Annotated in this window: 18 protein-coding genes and 2 pseudogenes; 12 read left to right on the top strand and 8 right to left on the bottom strand. The window is 73.2% G+C overall.

From position 1 onward, the window contains the following. Positions 1-6 precede the first annotated feature (6 nt). The 5 genes from T328_RS07090 to T328_RS07070 are packed head-to-tail and all read left to right on the top strand — an operon-like array spanning position 7 to position 5,903. Positions 7-1,686, top strand: coding sequence for a TIGR03773 family transporter-associated surface protein (locus tag T328_RS07090; protein ID WP_496495026.1), 1,680 nt, complete (start codon positions 7-9; stop codon positions 1,684-1,686). Further along, the gene (locus T328_RS07085; RefSeq protein WP_496495025.1) at positions 1,683-3,272 is read left to right on the top strand and encodes an anchored repeat ABC transporter, substrate-binding protein; all 1,590 of its coding nucleotides are present in this window, start codon (positions 1,683-1,685) and stop codon (positions 3,270-3,272) included. The genes T328_RS07090 and T328_RS07085 overlap by 4 nt, the downstream gene beginning before the upstream one ends. Then, complete coding sequence (locus T328_RS07080; protein ID WP_496495024.1) at positions 3,269-4,213, top strand: TIGR03773 family transporter-associated surface protein; 945 nt, start codon at positions 3,269-3,271, stop codon at positions 4,211-4,213. The genes T328_RS07085 and T328_RS07080 overlap by 4 nt, the downstream gene beginning before the upstream one ends. A 5-nt stretch (positions 4,214-4,218) precedes the next feature. Continuing rightward, entirely contained in the window at positions 4,219-4,977 is a 759-nt protein-coding gene (locus T328_RS07075) for an anchored repeat-type ABC transporter ATP-binding subunit (RefSeq protein WP_496495023.1), read from the top strand. Next, the gene (locus T328_RS07070; protein ID WP_496495022.1) at positions 4,974-5,903 is read left to right on the top strand and encodes an anchored repeat-type ABC transporter permease subunit; all 930 of its coding nucleotides are present in this window, start codon (positions 4,974-4,976) and stop codon (positions 5,901-5,903) included. The genes T328_RS07075 and T328_RS07070 overlap by 4 nt, the downstream gene beginning before the upstream one ends. A gap of 70 nt (positions 5,904-5,973) precedes the next feature. Here the strand turns inward: T328_RS07070 and T328_RS07065 are convergent, their stop codons facing one another. Further along, positions 5,974-6,618 carry a choice-of-anchor M domain-containing protein gene (locus T328_RS07065; RefSeq protein WP_496495021.1) on the bottom strand — a complete coding sequence of 215 codons (645 nt, stop codon included), beginning with the start codon at positions 6,616-6,618 and terminating at the stop codon, positions 5,974-5,976. A gap of 58 nt (positions 6,619-6,676) precedes the next feature. Next, positions 6,677-7,135 (bottom strand): MerR family transcriptional regulator, encoded by a 459-nt coding sequence (locus T328_RS07060; protein WP_496495020.1) that lies wholly within the window; start codon positions 7,133-7,135, stop codon positions 6,677-6,679. 64 nt (positions 7,136-7,199) lie between these two features. On the opposite strand from T328_RS07060, the gene T328_RS07055 reads away from it, so the two are divergent. Then, positions 7,200-8,630: an MFS transporter gene (locus T328_RS07055; protein WP_496495019.1), complete on the top strand. Its 1,431-nt coding sequence runs from the start codon at positions 7,200-7,202 to the stop codon at positions 8,628-8,630. Between the two features lie 2 nt (positions 8,631-8,632). On the opposite strand, the gene T328_RS07050 is transcribed toward T328_RS07055, so the two are convergent. Further along, positions 8,633-9,055: an ArsR/SmtB family transcription factor gene (locus tag T328_RS07050; protein WP_496495018.1), complete on the bottom strand. Its 423-nt coding sequence runs from the start codon at positions 9,053-9,055 to the stop codon at positions 8,633-8,635. Between the two features lie 104 nt (positions 9,056-9,159). On the opposite strand from T328_RS07050, the gene T328_RS07045 reads away from it, so the two are divergent. Beyond that, a complete protein-coding gene (locus T328_RS07045; RefSeq protein WP_496495017.1) occupies positions 9,160-11,193 on the top strand; it encodes a heavy metal translocating P-type ATPase in 2,034 nt (677 codons plus the stop codon). Here T328_RS07045 and rpmF read toward each other — a convergent pair. Both rpmF and tnpA read right to left on the bottom strand, forming a co-directional pair. Further along, positions 11,160-11,351, bottom strand: coding sequence for a 50S ribosomal protein L32 (rpmF, locus tag T328_RS07040; protein ID WP_496495367.1), 192 nt, complete (start codon positions 11,349-11,351; stop codon positions 11,160-11,162). The genes T328_RS07045 and rpmF overlap by 34 nt on opposite strands. Before the next feature lie 92 nt (positions 11,352-11,443). After that, a pseudogene (gene tnpA / locus T328_RS07035) lies at positions 11,444-11,849 on the bottom strand (IS200/IS605 family transposase). Between the two features lie 78 nt (positions 11,850-11,927). On the opposite strand from tnpA, the pseudogene T328_RS07030 reads away from it, so the two are divergent. The 4 genes and pseudogenes from T328_RS07030 (at position 11,928) to T328_RS07015 (ending at position 16,858) form a co-directional block, all read left to right on the top strand. Beyond that, positions 11,928-13,128, top strand: a pseudogene (locus tag T328_RS07030) (RNA-guided endonuclease InsQ/TnpB family protein). Positions 13,129-13,844: 716 nt separating this feature from the next. After that, entirely contained in the window at positions 13,845-14,036 is a 192-nt protein-coding gene (locus T328_RS07025) for a hypothetical protein (RefSeq protein ID WP_496495016.1), read from the top strand. Positions 14,037-14,863: 827 nt separating this feature from the next. After that, a complete protein-coding gene (locus T328_RS07020) occupies positions 14,864-15,793 on the top strand; it encodes a DUF6895 family protein (RefSeq protein WP_496495366.1) in 930 nt (309 codons plus the stop codon). Between the two features lie 21 nt (positions 15,794-15,814). Beyond that, the gene (locus tag T328_RS07015; RefSeq protein WP_496495015.1) at positions 15,815-16,858 is read left to right on the top strand and encodes a serine hydrolase domain-containing protein; all 1,044 of its coding nucleotides are present in this window, start codon (positions 15,815-15,817) and stop codon (positions 16,856-16,858) included. An 18-nt stretch (positions 16,859-16,876) separates the two neighbouring features. Here T328_RS07015 and T328_RS07010 read toward each other — a convergent pair whose 3' ends face one another. Further along, positions 16,877-17,902 (bottom strand): helix-turn-helix transcriptional regulator, encoded by a 1,026-nt coding sequence (locus T328_RS07010; RefSeq protein WP_496495014.1) that lies wholly within the window; start codon positions 17,900-17,902, stop codon positions 16,877-16,879. Positions 17,903-18,002: 100 nt separating this feature from the next. Between T328_RS07010 and T328_RS07005 the strand changes: the two genes are divergently transcribed. Then, positions 18,003-19,277 (top strand): ATP-grasp domain-containing protein, encoded by a 1,275-nt coding sequence (locus T328_RS07005; RefSeq protein WP_496495013.1) that lies wholly within the window; start codon positions 18,003-18,005, stop codon positions 19,275-19,277. Between the two features lie 12 nt (positions 19,278-19,289). On the opposite strand, the gene T328_RS07000 is transcribed toward T328_RS07005, so the two are convergent. Together T328_RS07000 and T328_RS06995 are read right to left on the bottom strand one after the other, a co-directional pair. Next, the gene (locus T328_RS07000; RefSeq protein WP_496495012.1) at positions 19,290-20,735 is read right to left on the bottom strand and encodes a hypothetical protein; all 1,446 of its coding nucleotides are present in this window, start codon (positions 20,733-20,735) and stop codon (positions 19,290-19,292) included. 103 nt (positions 20,736-20,838) lie between these two features. After that, a complete protein-coding gene (locus T328_RS06995) occupies positions 20,839-21,327 on the bottom strand; it encodes a glutathione peroxidase (protein WP_496495011.1) in 489 nt (162 codons plus the stop codon). Positions 21,328-21,406: the final 79 nt, after the last annotated feature.

Genomic DNA, 21,406 nt, shown 5'->3' with positions numbered 1-21,406 from the left:
CGTCCCATGGCAACAAGGAAGAACGCCCGCTGGACGGCCGCCGGCATCGTCGGTTCCGTCGCCCTGGCGGCGGCGGGCACTCCCGCGGCCGTCGCCGGCCCCGCGAGCCCCACCGGGGCCGGCGGCGCCGACGTCGTGCTGTCCCTCGACGACGGCACGCTGGCCCTGGACCTCGGCCCCGGGACGTCGGACGCCGGCGACGGCGGAACGGCGGACCTCGACGTCGGTCCCGAGGCCCGCACCCGCGTGCCCGAGGGCGGCGGTTACGGCTTCCTGGGCAGGCCGGGCACTCCGGTGTGGGTCCTGGGCGGTGCGGCGGCCGGGAACGGCGCGCCGCGCTGGGACACCTCCGGCATATCGGCGGACAGCCTCGCGGACGGTGCCGACGGCGCCGTGGAGTGGGCGTTGACCGGGGTGGAGGGGCCAGGGAACGTGGCCGTTTTCGAGCCGCCTGCGGCCGGTTCCGCGGGAGACGCCCAGCGTCCGCGGGTGCTGTTCGACAGCAGTGACGGGCTGCCGGACGGCCAGGCGTTGCCCGCCGCCGAGAGCGGGGAGCTGGCCTGGGCGTTCGACGAGCCGGGGGAGTACCGCATCACCTCGGAGGCCGGTGCCGACCTCGCCTCGGGAACGGCCGCGACGGCCAGCACGGAGTGGACCGTACGGGTCGCACCGCAAGACACCGGTTCCGCCTCCCCGCCTCCTGCCTCCCCCGATCCGGCCCCGCCCGCGGATGACGGCGCAAGCCCGGGCGCGGCCACCGGCGGTGCGGGAGCTGCCCCCAACTCCGGCAGCTCCCGCACCGCCGATTCTCCCGCGGCGCGCAGCGGGGACATCGCGAGCGAGAAGGTGGTGATCGACGACGGGCACGTCGACGCGATCGCCGGCCGGATGGTGAACGGCAGGCTGCGCACGCTGTTCAAGGACAGCCGCAATCCGGGGGACGTCGTTTGGCGTGAGCCGTCCTCGGTGGTCATGCACGTGGTGCCGGAGGCCGGGGAAAAGGTGCCGGCCGGCGGTGACTACGACTTCCTGGGCGCGCCGGGCAGCGACTTCTGGCTCGTCCCGCAGGTGCAGAAGAGCGGGGTGATCTGGGCGGGGTGGAACACCGAGTCGCTGGCCGGCGGTGACCTGAACGGTCCGGTCGACATGGCGCTGACCAAGGTCAGCGGGCCGGGGGAGCTGGCGATCTGGTCGGCCGCGGGGCTGGGCGGAGCGGAGGTGCTGTACAACTCGCGGGACGGCGTGCCCGACGCCGGGAAGGTCGACCTCGGGGTGCACGCCCACGCCAACTGGGGCTTCAGCGAACAGGGCGTCTACAAGGTCACGTTCCGGCTGAGCGGTGAGAAGCCGAACGGCCAGACGACCTCGGACACCCGCACGTACACCTTCGCCGTCGGGGACGTCGACCCGGGCACGGTCACGCCGGGCGGCGGTGGCGACGACGGGAGCGGAACCGGCGGGCCCGGGGGTGGTTCCGGTCCCGGTGGCGACGGAGACGGCGGCGGCTCCCCGGGCCCGGGCTCCTCCGACGGCGGTGACGGCAGCATGGCGCACACCGGCGGTGCCCCCGTCGGTCCACTGGCCGCCGGCGCCGCCGCGCTGGTGCTCGGCGGCGCGACAGCCGTCGCCCTCGGCCGGACACGCCGCCGTACGGAGTCCGCGGCCGGCGGTGACGCCGCCTCATGACGACCCGCACCGCGCGCCGTCGAGGTGCGCCGCGAACCCTGACCGCCGCCGTCACCGCCGCCTTCGCGCTGGTGCTGGCCGGGTGCGAGGGCCACGCCCGGCCCTACGCGGCGGAGGAGAACCCGGACGCGGAGCTGAAGGTGGTCACCACCACGGAGATCCTCGCCGACCTGGTCCGCCAGGCCGGCGGGGACCGGGTGCAGGCCGACTCGATCGTGCCGCCCGGCGGCGATCCGCACTCCTACGAGCCCACCCCCGCGGATGCGGAGAGGGTCACGGAGGCCGACGTCACCTTCACCAACCATCTGCTGTTGGAGGAGCACGCCCTGATCAAGACCGTCGATGCCAACGCCCGCAAGGGCACGCCGAACGTCTCGCTCGCCGAGGCGTCGGAGACGTACGGCGCGAACGTCATCCCGCTGGTCGAGGACGTCGGCCTGGACGTGCTCTGGCTGGGCCTGCGGGTGCGCGGCGACGGCGAGGCCCGCGGCGCGACCCGGTCCTCCGACATCCTGCTGTCGGCCACCGGCGTGACGGGTCCGGGCGAGCTGGTGGCGTACCTGACCGAGTCCCTGGGGAAGCCGAAGAAGTACTTCGACTCCACGGACGGCTTCTCCGCCGCCGACACCACCTCCCTGCCGCCGGCCGCGCACACCCATCTCAACTGGGCCTTCACCGAGCCCGGGGTGTACGAACTGGCCCTTGAGGCCCGGCTGCGGAACGGCGGCGCCGAGCCGCGCCCGGTGGGGGAGGGCACCTTCCGTTTCGCGGTCGGCGTCGACCCGCACACGGTGGCGGACGAGGGCGACACCGTCCTCGACGGGGGGCACACGGACCTGACGGTCAACATCGACACCGGGCGGATGTCCGCGTACACCGACCTGCGCTCCGGCGGGGAGGAGCAGGAGGAGATACCGCCGGGCGACGTCGTGATCGACGTGCCCAACCGCGCCCTCGACGAGGTGCCCGAGGAGAGTGAGTTCTCCTTCCTCGGCCCGCCGGGCGCGCAGATCCACCAGCTTCCGCAGGCCGTTCTCGGCAAGCACGTGCACGGGGAGATCGACCCGCACCTGTGGCAAGACGTGCAGAACGCCAAGGCGTACACGCAGTTGATCCGCGACACGCTGAAGAAGGCGGACCCGCGGGGCGCCCGCACGTACGACAGCCGCAGCCGAGCGTACGGACGCGAGCTGGACCGGCTCGACGCCTATCTGCAGCAGCAGGTCGACCGGATTCCGGCGGACCGGCGGCAGTTGATCACCACGCACGACGCGTTCGGCTATCTCGCCGACGCCTACGGCATGACCGTCGCGGGGTTCGTCGTTCCCAACCCGGCCCAGGAACCCAGCGCGGACGACGTCGAGAAGCTCACCCGCACCATCGACAACCTCGGCGTCCCGGCGGTGTTCATGGAGCCCAATCTCGCCCGGCGCGCCTCGGTGCTCACGCAGGTGGCCGAGGACCAGGACGTGGAGGTGTGCAAGCTGTTCGGTGACGCCTTCGACGAGAAGACCCGGCATTACACGGACATGATGCGGCACAACGCCGACGAGCTGCGCCGCTGCCTCGGAGGCCCGGACACGTGACCACCACCCTCATCCGCCGCCGCGCCCTACCGCCGGCCGGCGCGCTGCTGGCCGCCCTGCTCGTCGCCGCCCCGGCCGCGGCGCAGTCGCCCGCCCAGGGTGACGAGTCCGGGGCCGCGCCCACGACCGGCACCGGACGCGTCGTCGTCGGGGACGGCCACGTTGACATCGGGCCGCGCTTCGACGACGGCGCCTGGACCGTGCAGATCCGCGACGACACCGTGGAGCCGCCGACGTGGCGCAACACCGACGACGTCGTCCTGCACGTCACCGACGCGGCCGGGGCGGAGGTGCCGGAGGGGACGGAGTTCTCCTTCCTCGGCGAGCCGGGCTCCCGGGTGTGGCTGCTGCCGCAGGCTCAGCGGGACGGCGTGCTGTGGCCGGGCTGGAACAGCCAGGAGCCGGAGGTCGCCGCCCGCGTGGAGCGGGAGGTGACCTGGCAGCTGACGGGCGTCGCAGGCCCCGGCGACTTCGTGCTCTTCCTGAACGGCAGCTTCGGCGCCCCGCAGATCCTCTTCGACGGGCGCAAGCCGCTGCCGCAGGAGACCGGCGTCGAGATCAACAGCCACGTGCACGGCAACTGGGCCTTCACCGAACCCGGAACGTACGCGCTGGACGTGCGGATGAGCGCGACGACCAAGGACGGCACCGCACACGAGGACAGCAGGACCCTGCGGTTCTCCGTCGGCCCCCAGGACCCGCGGAAAGCCTTCACCGCGGCCGGCGCGGCACGGGACGAGAACTCCCCCGGCGCGTCCGCGGGCGAGGAGCCGCGGGACGGCGCCGCGCCGGACGCCGCCGCGTCCTCGGGCGAGGGCACCGACGACTCCACGGCGCCGCGGTGGTGGGGCACCGGAGCCGCCGCGCTGGTGGCGGCCGTGGCCGCCACCGTCGTCTGGCGCCGCGGCCGGGGCCCCCGCCCGAGCGGGGGCGAGCGGTGACCGCCGTGGCAACGGAGCCGCCCCTGCTGGACGTACGCGGCCTCGGCGTGGCCCTCGGCGGGCGGATGGCACTGCAGGACGTCGACCTGGCCGTACGGGCCGGGGAGCTGGTCGGGCTGATCGGGCCGAACGGGGCCGGCAAGACCACCCTGCTGCGCGCGGTCCTCGGCCTGCTGCCCCCCGCGGCGGGCACGATCGACCTGCAGGGCGAACCCGCGGCCCGCGGCCGGGGCGGCATCGGCTACGTACCGCAACGCCACGAGTTCGCCTGGGACTTCCCGCTGCCGGTGCACAAGGCCGTCATGACCGGCCGTACGCACCGCATCGGCTGGCTGCGCCGGCCGGGCCGCGCCGACCGCGAGGCCGTCGACCACGCCCTGGAGCGAGTGGCCATGACCCCCTTGCGCGACCGACCCATCGCCGAGCTGTCCGGCGGGCAGCGCCAGCGCGTCCTGGTCGCCCGCGCCCTCGCCGTACGCCCCCGGCTGCTGCTTCTCGACGAGCCGTTCACCGGACTCGACGTACCCACGCAGGAGTTGCTGACCGACCTCTTCGCCGGCCTGCGGGCGGAGGGAAAGGCGCTGCTGATGACCACGCACGACCTGCCCCAGGCCGCCGATATCGCCACCCGGCTGTGCCTGCTGAACCGCACCGTCGTCGCCGACGGCGAACCTGCCACGCTGCGCGACCCCGCGGTCTGGCTGCGCGCCTTCGGCGTCACCAGATCCGAGGCCCTGCTCACCTCCCTGGGCGTGACCCCATGAGTGCATTCGCCGACTTCCTCACCGACCCGTGGCAGCACGTGTTCATGCAGCGCGCCTTCGCCGTCGCCGTCATGTGCAGCGTCGTCTCCGGCGTGGTCGGCTGCCATGTGGTGCTCCGCGGCATGGCGTTCATCGGCGACGCCGTCTCCCACGCGGTCTTTCCCGGGGTGGCGATCGCCTTCGTGCTGGAGTTCAACCTCGTCGTCGGCGGCGCGGCGGCCGGGCTGCTCACCACGCTCGCCGTCGCGGTGTTCTCCCAGAACCGGCGGCTGAAGGAGGACAGCGTCATCGGCGTGTTCTTCGCCGCGGCGTTCGGCCTGGGCATCGTCATCCTCAGCACCGCCCCCGGCTACGGCGGCTCGCTGGAGTCCTTCCTCTTCGGGCAGATCCTCGGCATCAGCGACGGCGACGTGCGCACCGTGGCCGTGATGGGGACGGTCGTGCTGCTCGCCGCCGCGGCGGTGCACAAGGAGCTGGTGACCGTCAGCCTGGACCGGGAGACCGCGAGGGCCGCGGGTCTGCCGGTCTTCGGCCTGGACATCCTGCTCTACGCGCTCGTCACGATCACGGTGGTCATCGCGCTCCAGGCGGTCGGGAACATCCTCGTCCTCGCGCTGCTCATCACCCCGGCCGCGTGCGCGCGGCTGCTGACCGACCGCATCGGCGTGATGATGGTCCTGGCGCCCGCCGTCGGCGCCGGCTCCGCGGTCGTCGGCCTGTACGTGTCGTACCACCGCAACCTCGCCGCCGGCGGCCTCATCGTCCTCGTGGCCACCGGCGCGTTCGTCCTGTGCTGGCTCTTCGCCCCCCGCCACGGCCTCCTCGCCGGCCACCGCAAGCGCGACGTGCGCCGGGAGGACGGCGCCGAATCCCCGGCGGGGGAGGGGCAGGACGTTCCGGCGCCGGCCGGGCCGGCCGCGGGCTGACCCGACCACCGCGACCGAACGGCCATATGCCTCGGCCCCGGGGGATCTTCCCCGGGGCCGTGCGCGCGGGTCAGCCCACAGTGAAGTGGTAGTCCACCGCGTCCGACGTGACGGTCGTGCCGTCGGTCAGTTGGCCGCTCGCCTGGAAGGTGAGGGTGTACGTCCCCTCGGCCACGAACGCCCAGTTGGTGTGGTGGTGGGCGCCGGCGGAGACGGCGACGGAGTCGGGCAGCCCGTCGCCGCTGTCGAACCGCTTGGCCGGTCCGCTCGTCCCGGTGTCGAAGACGCTGACGTCGGCCGGGCCGCTGACGGCGGTCAGCCGCAGCTGCACCGAGTCGCCCTGGAAGGCGCCGGCCGGCAGCTCGTGCGCGGACCAGCCGGCGAAGAGGAGTTCCGGGTCCTGGCTCTGCGGCAGGATCCACACCGGGTCGCCGGGGTCGCCGAGGAACCCGTACGCGGAGTCGCCGGGCACCGCGGTCTCGGCCTCCGGCTTGACGTGCAGGGTGACTTCGGCCGGGTCGCGCTCCACCGGCGTTCCGGTGGTCCCGTCGTGCAGGCTGAGCTCGAGCGTGCCCGCCTCGTAGCCGATGTCGACGACATCGACGTGCCCCTCGGAGAGGGTGACCGGCTCCGCGAGAGCCGGTGCAGCCGCCAGGCCGAGCGCGGCCAGGGTCGTGCCGGAGACGAGCAGGGCGCGGTTCAGGGTGGTGGACATCGAACCTCCGGTCAGGAGAAGTTGAGTACCTCCACCCTAAATAAAATGACAATCATATTCAATAACTCGGGCCTCGATGATCTGGCACGGCCGCCAGGTAGGCGTTGATCTCCTCGGCCAGATAAGGGCACGTGTCCACCGGGTGATCGCTCGGGCAGGTGAGCATGTGTTCCAGGTAGGCGCGAGCCGAGGCGAGCCGGGCCAACTGCTCGTCGCACGATGCCAGCCGCCGGCCCACCGCCGCGCGCCAGTCGCGGTCGGCGGTACCGCCCGCGAGAAGGGTGGCGATCTCGGGCAGGCTCATCATCGCCGTGCCCTGCAGGAGCTGGATCAGTGCGATGCGGCGGAGGTCGGCGTCGCCGTACACGCGCCGCCCCGCGCGGCGCGCCGGCGTGAGGAGCCCCTGCTTCTCCCACCAGTGCAGGGTGGAGGCGGCGACGCCGAAGCGGGCCGCCACCTCGCCCACGCCGTACGCCGCCGATCCGCCCCCGCTGCCGTTGCTGTCGCCGTTTGACATCAAGTCGACTTTAGGTCGCACCGTGGTCCCCTCGCAATGAAAATCGTTGTCGAAAGGACCGCTCATGCCCACACGCCCCGGTTGGCGGCTGCCCCTCGGGCTGATGCTCGGCGCGTTCATCGCCCTGCTCGACGTCTCGATCGTGACCGTCGCCCTGCCTGACATCGGGGGTGACCTGGACACCGGGACGTCGGGTATGCAGTGGATCGTCGATGCCTACACCCTGCCGTTGTCTGCGCTGCTGCTGTCGGGAGGCATGCTCGGCGACCGCTGGGGGCGTAAGCGCGCCTACCTCGTGGGTGTGGCGCTCTTCACCCTCGCCTCGCTCGCCTGTGCCGCCGCGCCCACCGTCGGAGGGCTGATCACCGCGCGGGCGGTGCAAGGGGCGAGCGCGGCCCTGATGTTCACCGGAACGCTGTCCAACCTCGTCCAGGCGTACCCGGAGCCGCGGGCGCGGGCTCGGATGCTCGGGCTCAACGGCGCGGTCGCCGGGGCTGCGATCGTCGCGGGGCCGTTGCTCGGCGGCGTACTGGTGGACACCGTGGGATGGCGCGGCATCTTCCTCATCAACCTGCCGGTGGGCCTGGCCGCGTTGTGGCTCGGCGTGCGCGCCATTCCCGAGAGCTCCGACCCGGAGCACGCCGCGTTCGACCCCGCGGGGCAGGTCCTCGGGCTGGTGATGCTCGGCACGCTCACGTACGCGCTGATCGAGAGCCGGGAGTACGGCTGGTCCTCGGTGCAGACCCTCGCCTCGCTGGCCGTGGCGGCGCTCGCCGCTGCCGGGTTCGTGCTGGCCGAACGGCGCGGCGCCCGGCCGATGCTGCCGCTGCGCCTCTTCCGCGACTCCCGGTTCACGGTGCCCAACGTCGCCTCGTTCGTCCTGGGCTTCGGCACCAGCGCCGTGTTCTTCCTGCTCTCCCTCTACCTGCAGCAGGTCCAGGGGCATTCCGCCATGTCCACCGGGCTGCGATTCCTGCCGCTGACCCTCAGCCTCAGCGCCGTCTCACCGTTCGCCACCAGGCTGTGCGCCCGCTTCCGTACGTCGACCGTGATGACGGTCGGGTACGCGATCTCCGGCGCGGCGCTCGCCGGTCTGGCGCTGCTTGCCACGGACACCGGCTTCTGGGCGTTCGCCGCCCTGTCGATCCTGCTCGGCGCCGGCATGGGTGCGTCCATCGGTCCCACCCAGCTGGCCGGGGTCGCGGCGCTGGCGGTCCAGCGCTCCGGCCTCGCCGCGGCCTGCATCAGCACGACGCGCCAGGTGGGCACGGCGCTGGGCGTGGCCGTACTGGGGCTGATCGTCGCGACCCAGGCCGGCTCCGGCGTGGGCGGCGAGCAGTACGCCCACGGCTTCGTCCGCGGGCTGCACATCGCCGGTCTGGCCACCGGAGCGGCAACTCTCGCCGCCGCGGGCCTGATCGCCGCCTCGGCCCGCCGGCAGCACGATCGGGCAGCGGACCACACCGCCCCCGCACCCCGCGCGGCCGGCGTGTGATGTCAGCGTGCGGGGCCGGGGGAGGCGTCTTTCCGCCCGGTCTCCGCCGGTTCCGCGGCCTCCGCTCCGGTGGCGTCGCTCAGGCCGAGGCGCAGGTGGTCGATGTGGTAGACGGCCTGGTCGAGGAGTTCGGCGACGTGGTTGTCGTAGAGGGCGTACACCACGGAGCGACCCTTGCGGGTGCCGGTGACCAGGCCGAGGTTGCGCAGCAGCCGCAGCTGGTGGGAGCAGGCGGACTGCTCCATGTCGACCGCGTGCGCCAACTCGGTGACCGTGCAGGGGCCCTCCCGCAGCCGAGCGAGGATCAGCAGTCGGGAGGGGGTGGCCAGGGCCTGGAGCGTCGTGGCCACTTTCGCCGCGTCGGCCGCGTCCAAGCGCGCACGTGGGACGGCGTTCTCTGCGGGGGAAACGGCTCCGTGGCCCATGCGCCCATCCTACCCATGGCAAATAATTGAAGAGGTGTTCATATGTTCCTGTATGGTGGGCCGGTCGGCACGCTTCCGGTCCGAGTGAAGGAGCCACCCCGGTCATGTCGCCCACCACGCTGACCCCGCACCCCGCGTCCGCGGCCACCGAACCGTCCCGGGGCGTTCCCCGGCGGCGTACGAGGGTGCTCGCGCTCCCCGAGGCACGCTGGGCCACCGCCGCGCTGGCGCTGTTCCTCCCGGCGCTGGCGCTGCAGCTGGCCGGTGGGCCGGCGTGGTCGTGGGGGCCGCTGTACGCGGCGGTCTACGTCACCGGCGGCTGGGCGCCGGGCCTGGCCGGGGTGAAGGCGCTCGCGGACAGGACTCTCGACGTCGATCTGCTGATGGTGGTCGCCGCACTCGGCGCGGCGTCCATCGGGCAGGTGATGGACGGCGCGCTGCTGATCGTCATCTTCGCCGCCTCCGGCGGGCTGGAGGCCGTCGCGACCGCGCGGACCGCCGATTCCGTGCGCGGCCTGCTCGACCTGACCCCCGCCACCGCCACCCGTCTGACCCCGAACGGTGGTGAGGAGCAGGTGGCCGTCGAGGATCTGGCGGTCGGCGACCTCGTTCTGGTGCGGCCGGGGGAGCGGGTCGGCGCCGACGGGCGGGTACTGGACGGGGCCGGAGAGGTCGATCAGGCCACCATCACCGGTGAGCCGCTGCCGGTGGCCAAGCAGGCCGGCGACGAGGTCTTCGCCGGCACCCTCAACGGCACCGGTGCGCTGCGGGTACGAGTGGAGCGGGACGCGGCCGACTTCGTCATCGCCCGCATCGTCGCCATGGTTGAGGAGGCATCCGAGACCAAGGCGCCGACCCAGTTGTTCATCGAGAAGGTCGAGCAGCGCTACTCGGCGGGGATGGTCGTCGCCACCCTGGCCGTCTTCCTCGTCCCGCTCGCCTTCGGCGCCCAGCTGACCGATGCGTTGCTGCGGGCGATGACCTTCATGATCGTGGCGTCGCCGTGCGCGGTGGTGCTGGCCACCATGCCACCGCTGCTGTCCGCCATCGCCAACGCCGGCCGCCACGGTGTACTGGTCAAGTCCGCCGTGGTCATGGAGCGCCTCGGCCAGGTCGACGCGGCCGCGCTGGACAAGACCGGCACCCTGACCGAGGGCATCCCGTACGTCACCGACGTCCGCCCGCTGCCCGGGGCCGGCCCGGACGAGGACACTCTGCTCACCCTGGCCGCCGCGGCGGAACACCCCGCCGAGCACCCGCTGGCCCGGGCGGTGGTCGACGCCGCCCGCACCCGCGACCTGGCCGTCCCGGCCGTGGACGGCTTCACCTCCACCCCCGGCCTCGGGGTGGCCGCCACCGTCGACGGGGTGCGGGTCGCCGTCGGCAGCCCGGCCCGGCTCCTTACCGACCTGACCGGACCTCGGGCGAAGACCGCCGTCGACGAGGTGGCCGCCCTGGAGGCCGACGGCCGCACCGCCGTGGCCGTCACCGTCGACGGCGAACCGGTCGGTGTGCTGGGCGTCGCCGACCGGCTGCGCCCCGACGCCGTCGCCACCGTCAGCGCCCTGACGGCGCTGACCGGCGCCACGCCGACACTGCTCACCGGCGACAACGAGCGCGCCGCCGCCCGTCTGGCCGGCCGGGTCGGGATCACCGACGTCCGCGCGGGTCTCCTGCCCCAGGACAAGGTGGCGGCCGTACGGGAACGGGAGCAGGCCGGGCGGCGGGTGCTGGTCGTCGGCGACGGCGTCAACGACGCCCCGGCGCTGGCCGCCGCGCACGTCGGCGTCGCCATGGGCAGAGCCGGTTCCGACCTGGCGCTGGAGACCGCGGACGCCGTCGTCGTACGCGACGAACTCGCCGCCGTTCCCGCCGTCATGGCACTGTCCCGTCGCGCCCGCCGGCTCGTGGTGCAGAACCTGGCCATCGCCGGGACGTTCATCACCGCGCTGGTCGTCTGGGACCTGGCCGGGTACCTTCCCCTGCCGCTCGGCGTGGCCGGCCACGAGGGCTCCACCGTCCTCGTGGGGCTGAACGGCCTGCGGCTGCTGCGCGAGAAGGCGTGGCGTGACGCCGCGGGCGGTGCGACCGCCGTGCGCCCGCGTCAGCCCGGCGGTGGGAGCAGGCCGCGCCGGTAGGCGCGGACGAGGCGGCGTGGCACGAGGTGCACCGTGCCGTCGATGGCGACCGGGACCAGGTCGGGTCGGGTGGCCTTCCACCGGGCGCGGCGGTGGCGGGTGTTGCTGCGGGACAGCTTCCGCGTGGTGTACTGCCATCCCTCTTCTTCGGAGGGAATCCCCGCCTTCAGGCGGGGAGGGAATCCGATCCGGGCTCTGTGGCGCGGAGCGCCGCGGCATCGCTCCGGAGTGCCCCACGGGTGTCGCGCGGTCAGTCGGGCCGCTTCTGGTTTTCGATGTAGTCCTTGAGGACTTGGAGTGGTGCACCGCCGCAGGGTCCGGCGAAGTAGGAGCCAGATCAGAAGCGGCCGTGCGTGATCGCGCGGTTGGTGCGGCCGGTGAACTGCTGGCGCAGTCGGCGTGAGCTGACGCCCTTGAGGGAGTTGACGGGGTGGGAGAGGGTGACCTTGGGCGGGTAGTGGATCAGTAGGTGTACGTGGTCCTCTTCGCCGTTGAACTCGATCAGGTCGGCCTCGAAGTCTTCGCAGACCTTCCGCATGAACTCTTCGCATCGGGTGAGCATGGCGTCGTTGAAGACGTTCCGCCGGTACGTAGTGACGAACACCAAGTGTGCGCGCAGGGTGGTAGACGACGTGACGGGCCGCGCCGTATATCAGGGTTTCATTTCCCAGCGAGGTGACATAAGCCAATGCTATGGTCTCGGCGTTCCGAGACTATGAGAGGGGGTGGGCCAGTTGATCCGTGCGTACAAGTTTCTGATGCGGCCCACCCTGTGGCAGGAACAGGCGCTTGGTGAGATACTGCGCGATCACTGCTCGCTCTACAACGGAGCCCTCCAAGAGCGCCGCGACGCCTTCCGGCATACATCGAAGAGGACCGTGCGGTACGGGCAGTAGTCCGCGCAGCTCAAGGAGATCCGGGCGTGCGACCCGGAGCGTCAGGGCCGGTGGTCGTTCTCCTCGCAACAGGCTACCTTGCGGCGTCTGGACAAGGCGTTCGCCGCGTTCTTCCGGCGCATCAAGGCCGGAGACAAACCGGGCTATCCGCGGTTCCGTGGGGTGGGCCGGTTCGACACCGTGGACTTTCCCAAGGACGGCGACGGCTGCCGCTGGAACTCCACCCCCCGCGATCGGGTCACCCGCGTCCGCTTCCAAAGCGTCGGACACGTCAAGGTGCACCAGCACCGGCCGGTGGCCGGCAAGGTCAAGACGGTCTCGGTGAAACGCGAAGGAAAACGCTGGTACGTGATCCTGACCGCCGAACAAGCCAAGCCCGAACCACTTCCCGCAACGGGGTCCGTGGTCGGCATCGACATGGGCATAGCCAACTTCCTCGCCGACTCCAACGGCGGCTTCGTACAGAACCCACGCCACGGCCGCAAGGCCGCCAGGAGACTCGAAGAGGCCCAGCGGGCTCTCACCCGGTGTAAGCGACGCTCGAAGCGGCGCCGCAAGGCCGTGGAGACCGTGGCGAAGCTGCACCGCAAGGTACGGCGCCAGCGTCTCGACCACGCGCACAAGACCGCACTCGACCTCGTACGCGAACACGACTTCATCGCGCACGAAGACCTCAAGATCCGCAACATGAGCAAGACCCCCGAGCCGAAGCCGGACCCCGACAACCCGGGTGCGTTCCTGCCCAACGGGGCAAGCGCGAAGGCCGGGCTGAACCGCTCGATCGCTGATGCCGGATGGGGGGTGTTCCTCCAGATCCTCACCGCCAAGGCTGAAAGCGCCGGACGGGAAGTGATGGCCGTGGACCCCCGCAACACCTCCCGGCGGTGCCCCCCCATGCGAGCACACCGCCAAGGAGAACCGGCCCACGCAAGACACGTTCCACTGCGTCGCGTGCGGCCACACCGTGCACGCTGACACCGTGGGCGCTGTGAACGTTCTACGGGCCGGGCTGGTCCGTCGCGAAGCCCAACCGGCATAGCGAGAAGCCACCCCGTACACGGGATGGAGGAGTCACGGAGTCCTCCGGACCAGTGGCTTTCTTGAGCTTGGATACGTACTCCGGCAGTGCGGCCAGCCACGGTCCGGCGTCTTCGATGCACAGCGGCCTGGGCTACCGCAGCCCCACCGAGTACGAAGCCGTCCACGCGGCCTGACCGACACAACCACCGTGTCCGTCAAACCAGAGCAAGCTCACCCTGTGTCATGCGCGGCGAACCGGCTGTGTGCTCGGTCGCTGCAGAACAGGACGACGGCGACGTGCCGGTCGAGTGCGGTGCGCCGCTGGTTGAGCCTGTCGTGCGCCGGTGTGCGCTTCGCTGTGGAGTGTCCGTGGTGGCTGCGAAGATGCGGGGATGACGACGCCTCGGCTCCGCCCACCGGAGAGGACATGTTCGGCGGCGACGTGCGATTGCGGGGCGGGCCGGCCATCGACGGGCGGTATGTCCTGATAGGCCGGGTGTGACCGGACCGCCGGAGGCGGCCTCACCGGCGTGCCAAACCCCAGTGCGCCTGGGTGCACCCATCGTGTGATGTCCGTGCTTGTGGGATCTAAGTGGCGGGCGGGGAGGGGACATCGTCGTTAGTGCGGTGAGCCGGATGGGTGAACCACCGGCCGCACCCGTCGCGCTCGTCTCTGCGCGGCGCAGTCACTCCCTCCCCGTCGCAATACGCGAGGGGACGACTCTTGGAGGCAAGATGTCCGTACAGACGACACCGGCTCTCTCCCCCGTCCGGGCCGGCACGGCCGAGAGGGCCGCGTTCACGGCGCTGGTCGACGAGCCGGAGGCCCCGTTCAGCGACGCGCCCGTGTACACCCCGCAGGGCGCCGGGGTCGAGCTGCTCGCGCTCGCGTCCCCGAAGCTCCCGAAGGAGCCGCGCCCCTCCTGATGACAGTCGCCGGGTCCCGGCCCGAAGAACCACGTCCGTGACCGACAGCAGAAGGTGAGCGCCCGATGTCGAATGCCGCACTGCGGGCCGACTACGCCCAGGCGGTGGAGCAACTGGCCGGGCGCGTCCTGGGTGTCCTTCGGGACACCCAGGCTCCGCTGCCGGCCGTGTCCGGGGCGGACGGGCCGGTGGACACCGCGGCGCTGGCCGCCGTGCGTGTGCTGGGGCCCGACCTCTTCGCACCGGCCCTCTTCGGCCGGCAGCCGTTACCGCAGCCCGACCGGGAGACCCTCGGCTCGGCCCTGCGGGTCTTCCCGCCCCGCCCGGGCGACAGCGCCGAGGCGCGCTGGCGCGACCACACCACCGCCGCGCTGCTCGCCCGCGGGACGGACGCCGTGCCGGCCGTGCCGTACCCGCCCGATGACCCCGAGTGGGCCACGGCCGCCGAGGTGGCCGATGTCGCCGGGAGCACCGAAGACGCCGAAGACGCCGAAGACGCCGAACTGTCCTGGCAGGAACGGTCGCGGCGCATGGCGCGGCTTGCCCCGCTGGCGCTTCCGGAGGTGGACGGGCCCGTCCAGCAGCGGGCCTGTCGGCACGTTCGGGCGCTCAGCCGCGGCACCACCCGCTCCCTGCTCCGCCGCGACTACCCCACCGCCGCCCGGCTCGTGCGCTGGCTCGCCCTGGCAGAGAGCCGCGGCGCGGCGCCTGCCCTCGACGTGCCGTCGGTGCTGGACCACCTTCGCCTGGGGCGCGGGCGGCGCCCGTACCGCGCTCGACCTCGCCATCGCCCGAAGGCTCCTGACCGGTGCGGAAGGGACACTGTGATGACGGCCGACAAGACGGCCCGCGAGCCGGCGGAGCCGGTGCGTGCCACCGCGCTCCGCATGGGCACCCGGGCGCTGGGCTGGCTGCACCGCAACCGTGAACAGACCGCGTTCGCCGAGGGCACCACGGCCGAACTGGCCGAGCCCGACAGCGCGTACAAGCCGCTGAGCGAGCTGGTGCTGGCCGCGTCCCTGGTGCTGCGCGACGAGTCGTTCCCCGCCGCCGACCGGCGTACGGCCCGCGACCTGCTCGACTTCGCCTGGGACCAGCTCCGCGGCGGCGACTTGCTCTACGAGCGGCAGTTGCGGTTCCCGGCCATGACCGACCCGCTGGAGACGTACGTCCACTTCCACCGCGCCGGCCACCGCCATGAGCGGCTGGAGCTGCTGGCCCACCTGACCACCCTCACGTCGTACCGCGAGTACGACCACGTGCCCAACCGCCGCATGGCGGTGGCCAACGCGACCCGCGTGATCGGGGTCGTCGACCGGACCGACTGGTCCGCGCGCACCGCGGCCACCTGGCTCGGGGCCACACCCGAGCCGTGGACCATGGACTGGATGACGGCGTACCACATGACCCACACCGTCTTCCATCTCACCGACTGGGGCGCCCGGCCGCACGCCCTGCCGCCCCGCCTGCGGGACTACCTGGCCACCTGGCTGCCGGTGTGGACGGACGTGTGGCTGGAGATCGAGGAGTGGGACCTCGTCGCCGAACTCCTCGTCGTCGACGCCTGCATGCCCGAGCCGGCCCGCGAACCGGCCGACTGGCGGCGGCTGGCCGCCGCGCAGCACGAGGACGGGCTGCTGCCGCGCGACGGCCGGACCGGCACCGGGGACCCGGACCGGCGGTTCGACGACCACTACCACTCCGCCGTGGTCGCCACGATCGCCGCCACTCTCGTGCTCTCGCGCATCGGTGCCTAGCCGGGCGGCGACGACGACGACATGAGACTCCGCGACGAACCCCTCAAGGCGGTGGCCGCCACCGCGGAACCGCGGGCCGCGGTGGCCGTCGCGGTGTCCGTGACCGGCGAGTACCGCACGCTGTGCCGCGGCGGCATCGACCGCGCGGGCACCGCGTCGGCCACCGACCGCACCCGCTTCGAAGTCGGCTCGGTGACCAAGACCTTCACCGCACTGCTGCTCGCTGACACCGCGGCGCGCGGCGAGGTCAGTCTGACCGGCCGGATCGCCGAACACCTCCCGTACGCCGCCCTCCCACGCGGCCACGGCCGCGCCATCACCTACGAGCACCTGGCGACCCACACCTCCGGCCTGCCCCGGCTGCCGCCGGGGCTGCTGCTCCACGGCCTGCCGTTCTGGTTCGCCAACCCGTACCGGTCCTTCACTCCCGAGATGCTGCTGCCGGCGCTCGGCCGCGCCGTCGTGCACCATCCGCCCGGGACCCTCATGCGGTACTCCAACTTCGGCGTCGGGCTGCTCGGCCGGCTGCTGGCCGACGGCGCCGGCACCGACTACGGGCCGCTGCTCCGCGAGCGCGTGCTCGACCCGCTGGAACTGACCGACACCGGCACCGCGGCCCCGGACGACCCCGACCCCGCGTACGCCGTCGGCTACTGGCACGGCCGCCGCCGCCCGCCCTGGGTCATCCCGGCGCTCCCCGGCGCCGCCGCGGTGCGCTCCAGCGCCCGTGACCTGATCCGCTTCCTGCGTGCCCACCTCGACCCGGGCGGCTCCGACGTGCCCCCGCCGCTGCGGATTCCGCTGAAGGAGGTCGTACGGGTCCGTGAACTTCCGGGGGAGACCGAGGAGAAGTCGGGGCTGGCGTGGAGCGTACGCACCCTCGCGGGGGCGACGCTGTACTTCCACAGCGGCGCCACCCGCGGCTGCACCGCGTTCGTGGGGCTCAGCCCGGAGCGGGAGGTGTGCGTCGCCGCGCTCACCAACTCCGGGCTCACGCTGCGCAGTCGGTTCGTGCAGTCGGCGTACCTGCTGCTGCGGGCGCTGGCGCTCGGCGAGGCGAAGTGACTCGGCGGGCGGTGGCGGTCAGGGAGTTCGGGGGCGGGGGGTCCGGGTGACGGTGCCTTCGGGGAAGTGCTCGACGCCGGTGACGGTGGTGGCCTTGTTGAGGGGGATGGAGGCCGTCGCCGACGTCAGCCGCGCCGCCAGCTCCGCGACCGCCGCCCGCAGCTCCGGGCCGCCCTCGACGCGGAAGGCGAACGGCAGCCGGGCCAGCCAGTCCCGCGCGTACATCGTCGGCGTGCTCGTGCTGCCGGTCAGCACGCAGCCGTCGCCCGCCGCCGCCAGGCGGCCCATCGGCGGCCGCACCCACCGTGCGACCTCCGCCACCGGCGCGTCGAACACCACGCGGGTGGGGTACTCCCAGCCCGTGCCCAGGTTCTCCTCCAGGACCGCGACCGGGTCGAGGTCGTCGGGCGGGGTGAACGCGCGGGTCGTCCGGTGGACCTCGCCGATGCGGTCGACGCGGTACGTGCGGATCGCGTCCGCGCGGTGCGAGCGGCACAGCAGGTACCAGCGCCCGTGGCGTACGACCACCGCCCACGGGTCGACGAGCCCCTCCGACTCCCGCCCCGACTCGCTGCGGTACGTCACCCGCACGCTCCGCCGCACCGCGCACGCCGCCACGAGCGCGCCGGTGGTGGCCGGGTCCGGGCGGGCCGCGTGCGGGTCGGGCGCCGCCGCGGCGTGGTCGCGCAGCGTCGCCGCCTGCCGGCCGACGTCCTCCGGCAGCACCCGGATCACCTTGTTCAGCGCCTTGCCCACGAGCGCGTCGGCGTCGTCGAGCGCCGCCATGACCAGCGCCAGCGCCTCGGCCTCGGTGAAGACCACCGGCGGCAGTCGCGCGCCGCGCCCCAGCCGGTAGCCGCCGTACCGGCCCCGGGCCGACTCCACCGGCACGCCCGCCTCCCGCAGGATCCCGACGTACCGGCGCGCCGCCCGCTCCGTGACGCCCAGCGCCGCGGCGAGTTCGTCCGCCGTCGCGCCGGGGCGGCTCCGGAGGATCTCCATGGTGCGCAGCGCCCGCGCGGTGGGGCTGAGGTCGGTCGGCACACGCGCAGACTAGGGGCCGGCCCGCTATTCCGGAAGCAGAACGTCCGGAATGCGCCGTAGCGTGTCGGGTGCACCCACCGCACGGAAGAGGGAATCGACCATGAACAGCCCACGGTCATCGGCGACCCCCGCCGCACGGCCCCGCGTCCTGGTCGTCGGCGGCAGGCTCGCGCATGTGCGGAAGGCCCGGGACCTCGGCCTGGACGTGGTGCTCGTCCAGTTCCCGGACGCGTACGACCGCGAGCTGTGGCCGTACGTCGCCCAGGCGCTGCTGCTCGATTACGGGGACACGGACCGGCTCCTGCCGCTGGTGCGGGCGCTGCACGCGGCGTACCCGATACGGGCGGCGGTCTCGCTGTTCGAGCTGGGGCTGCTGCCGGCGGCGCGGATCAACGAGGCGCTCGGGCTGGGCGGCGAGTCCGTCGAGACCGTGGAACTGCTGCTGGACAAGGGGCGGATGCGCCGCCGCCTGGCCGCGCGCGGCGTCAGCCCGGTGGCCTCCGCGATCGGCCGCTCCGCGGGGGACGTGCGGGAGTTCGTGGCGGCGCACGGGCTCCCGGTCATCGTCAAGCCGGTCCGGGAGTCGGGCAGCCTGGGGGTGTTCCACGTCCGCGACCGGGCGGACGTGGATGCCGTGGCCGAACGGTTCCGGGCGCTCGACGGCGCGTGGACCGCGCGCGACCTGACCGACGCCGGCGCCTTCGAGGAGTTCCTGATGGAGGAGTACCTCGACGGCCCGGAGATCAGCGTGGAGACCCTGAGCTTCGACGGCCGGCACGTGGTGGTCGCGGTGACCGACAAGGAGACCGGCGGCGCCGGCTTCGTCGAGATCGGGCACGCGCAGCCCAGCGGCGTCCCGGCCGGCACGCTGCGCGACGTCACGCGGCTGGTGGCGGACTTCCTCGACGCGGTCGGGCTGCGCAACGGCCCCGGGCACACCGAGGTCAAGCTGACCTCCCGCGGCCCGCGGATCGTCGAGTCGCACAACCGCGTCGGCGGCGACCGGATCAACGAGCTGACCGAGATCGCCTACGGCGTCGACATGGAGCGGTACGCCCTGGCCGCCGGGCTCGGCCGTGTGGCTCCGGCGCCGCTGTCCGCGGCGCCGGAGCCGCGCGGCGGTGCGGCCGTACGGTTCCTCACGCCGGAGCCCGGCCGGGTGGTGGAGGTGACCGGCGCCGACGAGGTACGCGCGGACCCGGCGTGCGTCGAACTCCGGCTCGACGTGCGGCCCGGCGTCGTGGTGTCCCCGCTGACCTGGAACGAGGACAAGGCCGGCCACGTCCTCACCCGCGGCGCCACCGCCGCCGAGGCCGTCGCGCACGGCCGCCGCCTCGCCGCGGCCGTGCAGGTGCGCACCGAGCCCGTCCCGTGACCGGCGGCGGGGTCAGGAGGGGCCGGGCGCGAACTCCGTCGTGGTGAAGGTCGCCGCGTCCCGCGACGAGGTGCCGGCGGTGATCCACCAGTACGTGGGATTCTCCCCGTACAGTGCGAAGAGCGAATCGGGCGCCCAGTTGAGAACCAGCTCGTCCTTGCCGTCGCCGTCGAAGTCCGCGGCGCCCACCGGCCGGGCGTTCAGCTCGTCCGCGGGTGTCTTCGTGCCGTCCGCGGTCCGCGCCGGTCCTTCGCGCAGGACGGACACGCGCTCGTCGCCGTCGATGAGCGTGGCGTCCTCGTACGTCGAGACCAGCAGGGCGTCGCGGCCGTCGCCGTCCGGGTCGGCGGCGGAGAAGTGGCCGGGGCCGTAGTCCGAGGCCTCGCCGGCGGGCGGTTCCGGCAGTGTGCGGAGGACCGGCTCGTCGCCGTTGCCTGGGTAGACGGTGGCCTTGCCGTCGACCTCCGGCTTCTCCGTCTCGTAGCCCGGCTCGTTGTTCCGGCCGCCGTCGTCGCCCACGGCGACGTCGCGCTGACCGTCGCCGTCGAAGTCCCCGAAGGCGTGGGCGCTGCCGAGCTGCAGCTCGCGGACGTCGCCGGACAGTCCGGTGCCGGGGCGGGCGGGGTAGAGGGTGTTGGTGGCCTGCTCGCCGTCCGTCATCCCGCGCCGCAGCAGCGCCGTCGCCCGCGGCTCACCGGTGGGGTCGATCTCGTCCGCGACGAGCGTGCCCTCGTCGACCGGCAGGCTGGTGTCGACGCGCGCGGGCTCGCCGGCCCGGGTGAAGGGGCCGTACATCACCACCAGTGCCCCGCCCGAGACGCCCTGCTGCTGCTGTGCCGCCAGGTCGTGGTGGCCGTCGGCGTCGAAGTCCCCGCGCACCAGCGTGCCCCAGCTCACGTCGGTCACGCCCGCGGGCAGCCGCAGGGCGGTCGTCTCGGGGTCCGGGACGGGTTGCCGCGGGCCGCCGAAGCTCACGTAGGGCATGGACCCGCCGTCTTCGCCCGCCAGTGCGGTCGTGACGAAGTCGGGGAACCCGTCGTCGTCCAGATCGGCGGTGACCACGTCGCTCACCGAGAGGTGGGCGGCTCCGGGGACATCGGCGGGGCCGTCCGGCAGACCGAGGTCGCCGCGCCTGTGGACGGTGTGCGTGGCCGGGTCGAGGCCGTCGGCCGAACCGTACACGACGCCCACGCACTCCTCGGCGGTCTCGGGATCGTCGCCGAGGAACACGGGCACGAGGAGGTCGCGGTGCCCGTCGCCGTTGATGTCGTCAGGATCCTGCGAGCCCTCGCCGGGCGCCGGCGCCCGGCTCGCGGTCGGCGGCGCGGGGACGCCGGGCTTCGACGCCCCGTCCGCCGAGGGGGTCGGCCCGCCGTCCGCGGCGTCGTCGCCGCAGGCGGCTGCCAGCACGAGCAGCGGGGACAGCGCGAGCGCGGCGAGCCTGGTACCACGGATCATGCGCGTCACTGTCGCAGCGCGCGGGCGCCGGACGCCGGGTCGAACGGGCGATCGTTGCACAGTCGTTGGCATCCGCCTCCCGGACCCACCCGAGTCGGTCGCGTCAGCCCGGCAGGACGGACTCGACCGCCGCGATCAGCGCGGGGTCGTCCGGCGCGGTCCGCGAGCGGAACCGGGCGACCGGCCTGCCCGCGGCGTCCAGCAGGAACTTCTCGAAGTTCCACTGCACGTCGCCGGCCGCCCCGTCGGTGTCCGCCGTCTGCACCAGCTCCTGGTAAAGCGGGTGCCGGCCCGGGCCGTTCACCTCGACCTTCTCGAACATCGGGAAGGTCACCCCGTACGTCGCCGAGCAGAACGTCGCGATCTCCTCGGCCGTACCCGGCTCCTGGCCGCCGAACTGATTGCACGGGAAGCCCGCGACCGCGAACCCCCGGGCCGCGTACTGCTCGTGCAGCTTCTCCAGGCCGGCGTACTGGGGCGTCAGCCCGCACTGCGACGCCACGTTGACCGCGAGCACCGCGGTCCCCCGGAATCGCCCCAGCGAGGCGGGCTCACCGGCCAGGGTGCGCAGCTCGACGTCGTAGACGCTCATGGGCAAGCAGGTCCTCTCCGCGTTCGGTCGTCGTCTCGGGTACGGGCGGCCCCCGCCCCCTGCGCCAGTCTGCCACCGA

The organism is Streptomyces sp. CNX435 (assembly GCF_059570575.1).
Note: the sequence above shows the minus strand (reverse complement) of the source record. Positions and strands in the feature narration are given on the sequence as shown.

What these genes read in the sequence shown, in the direction of transcription:
- T328_RS07090 (WP_496495026.1), top strand. Translation starts at nt 7, where the DNA reads ATGGCAACAAGGAAGAACGCCCGCTGGACGGCCGCCGGCATCGTCGGT.
- T328_RS07085 (WP_496495025.1), top strand. Translation starts at nt 1,683, where the DNA reads ATGACGACCCGCACCGCGCGCCGTCGAGGTGCGCCGCGAACCCTGACC.
- T328_RS07070 (WP_496495022.1), top strand. Translation starts at nt 4,974, where the DNA reads ATGAGTGCATTCGCCGACTTCCTCACCGACCCGTGGCAGCACGTGTTC.
- T328_RS07065 (WP_496495021.1), bottom strand. Translation starts at nt 6,618, where the DNA reads ATGTCCACCACCCTGAACCGCGCCCTGCTCGTCTCCGGCACGACCCTG.
- T328_RS07060 (WP_496495020.1), bottom strand. Translation starts at nt 7,135, where the DNA reads ATGTCAAACGGCGACAGCAACGGCAGCGGGGGCGGATCGGCGGCGTAC.
- T328_RS07055 (WP_496495019.1), top strand. Translation starts at nt 7,200, where the DNA reads ATGCCCACACGCCCCGGTTGGCGGCTGCCCCTCGGGCTGATGCTCGGC.
- T328_RS07050 (WP_496495018.1), bottom strand. Translation starts at nt 9,055, where the DNA reads ATGGGCCACGGAGCCGTTTCCCCCGCAGAGAACGCCGTCCCACGTGCG.
- T328_RS07045 (WP_496495017.1), top strand. Translation starts at nt 9,160, where the DNA reads ATGTCGCCCACCACGCTGACCCCGCACCCCGCGTCCGCGGCCACCGAA.
- T328_RS07025 (WP_496495016.1), top strand. Translation starts at nt 13,845, where the DNA reads ATGTCCGTACAGACGACACCGGCTCTCTCCCCCGTCCGGGCCGGCACG.
- T328_RS07020 (WP_496495366.1), top strand. Translation starts at nt 14,864, where the DNA reads ATGACGGCCGACAAGACGGCCCGCGAGCCGGCGGAGCCGGTGCGTGCC.
- T328_RS07015 (WP_496495015.1), top strand. Translation starts at nt 15,815, where the DNA reads ATGAGACTCCGCGACGAACCCCTCAAGGCGGTGGCCGCCACCGCGGAA.
- T328_RS07005 (WP_496495013.1), top strand. Translation starts at nt 18,003, where the DNA reads ATGAACAGCCCACGGTCATCGGCGACCCCCGCCGCACGGCCCCGCGTC.
- T328_RS07000 (WP_496495012.1), bottom strand. Translation starts at nt 20,735, where the DNA reads ATGATCCGTGGTACCAGGCTCGCCGCGCTCGCGCTGTCCCCGCTGCTC.
- T328_RS06995 (WP_496495011.1), bottom strand. Translation starts at nt 21,327, where the DNA reads ATGAGCGTCTACGACGTCGAGCTGCGCACCCTGGCCGGTGAGCCCGCC.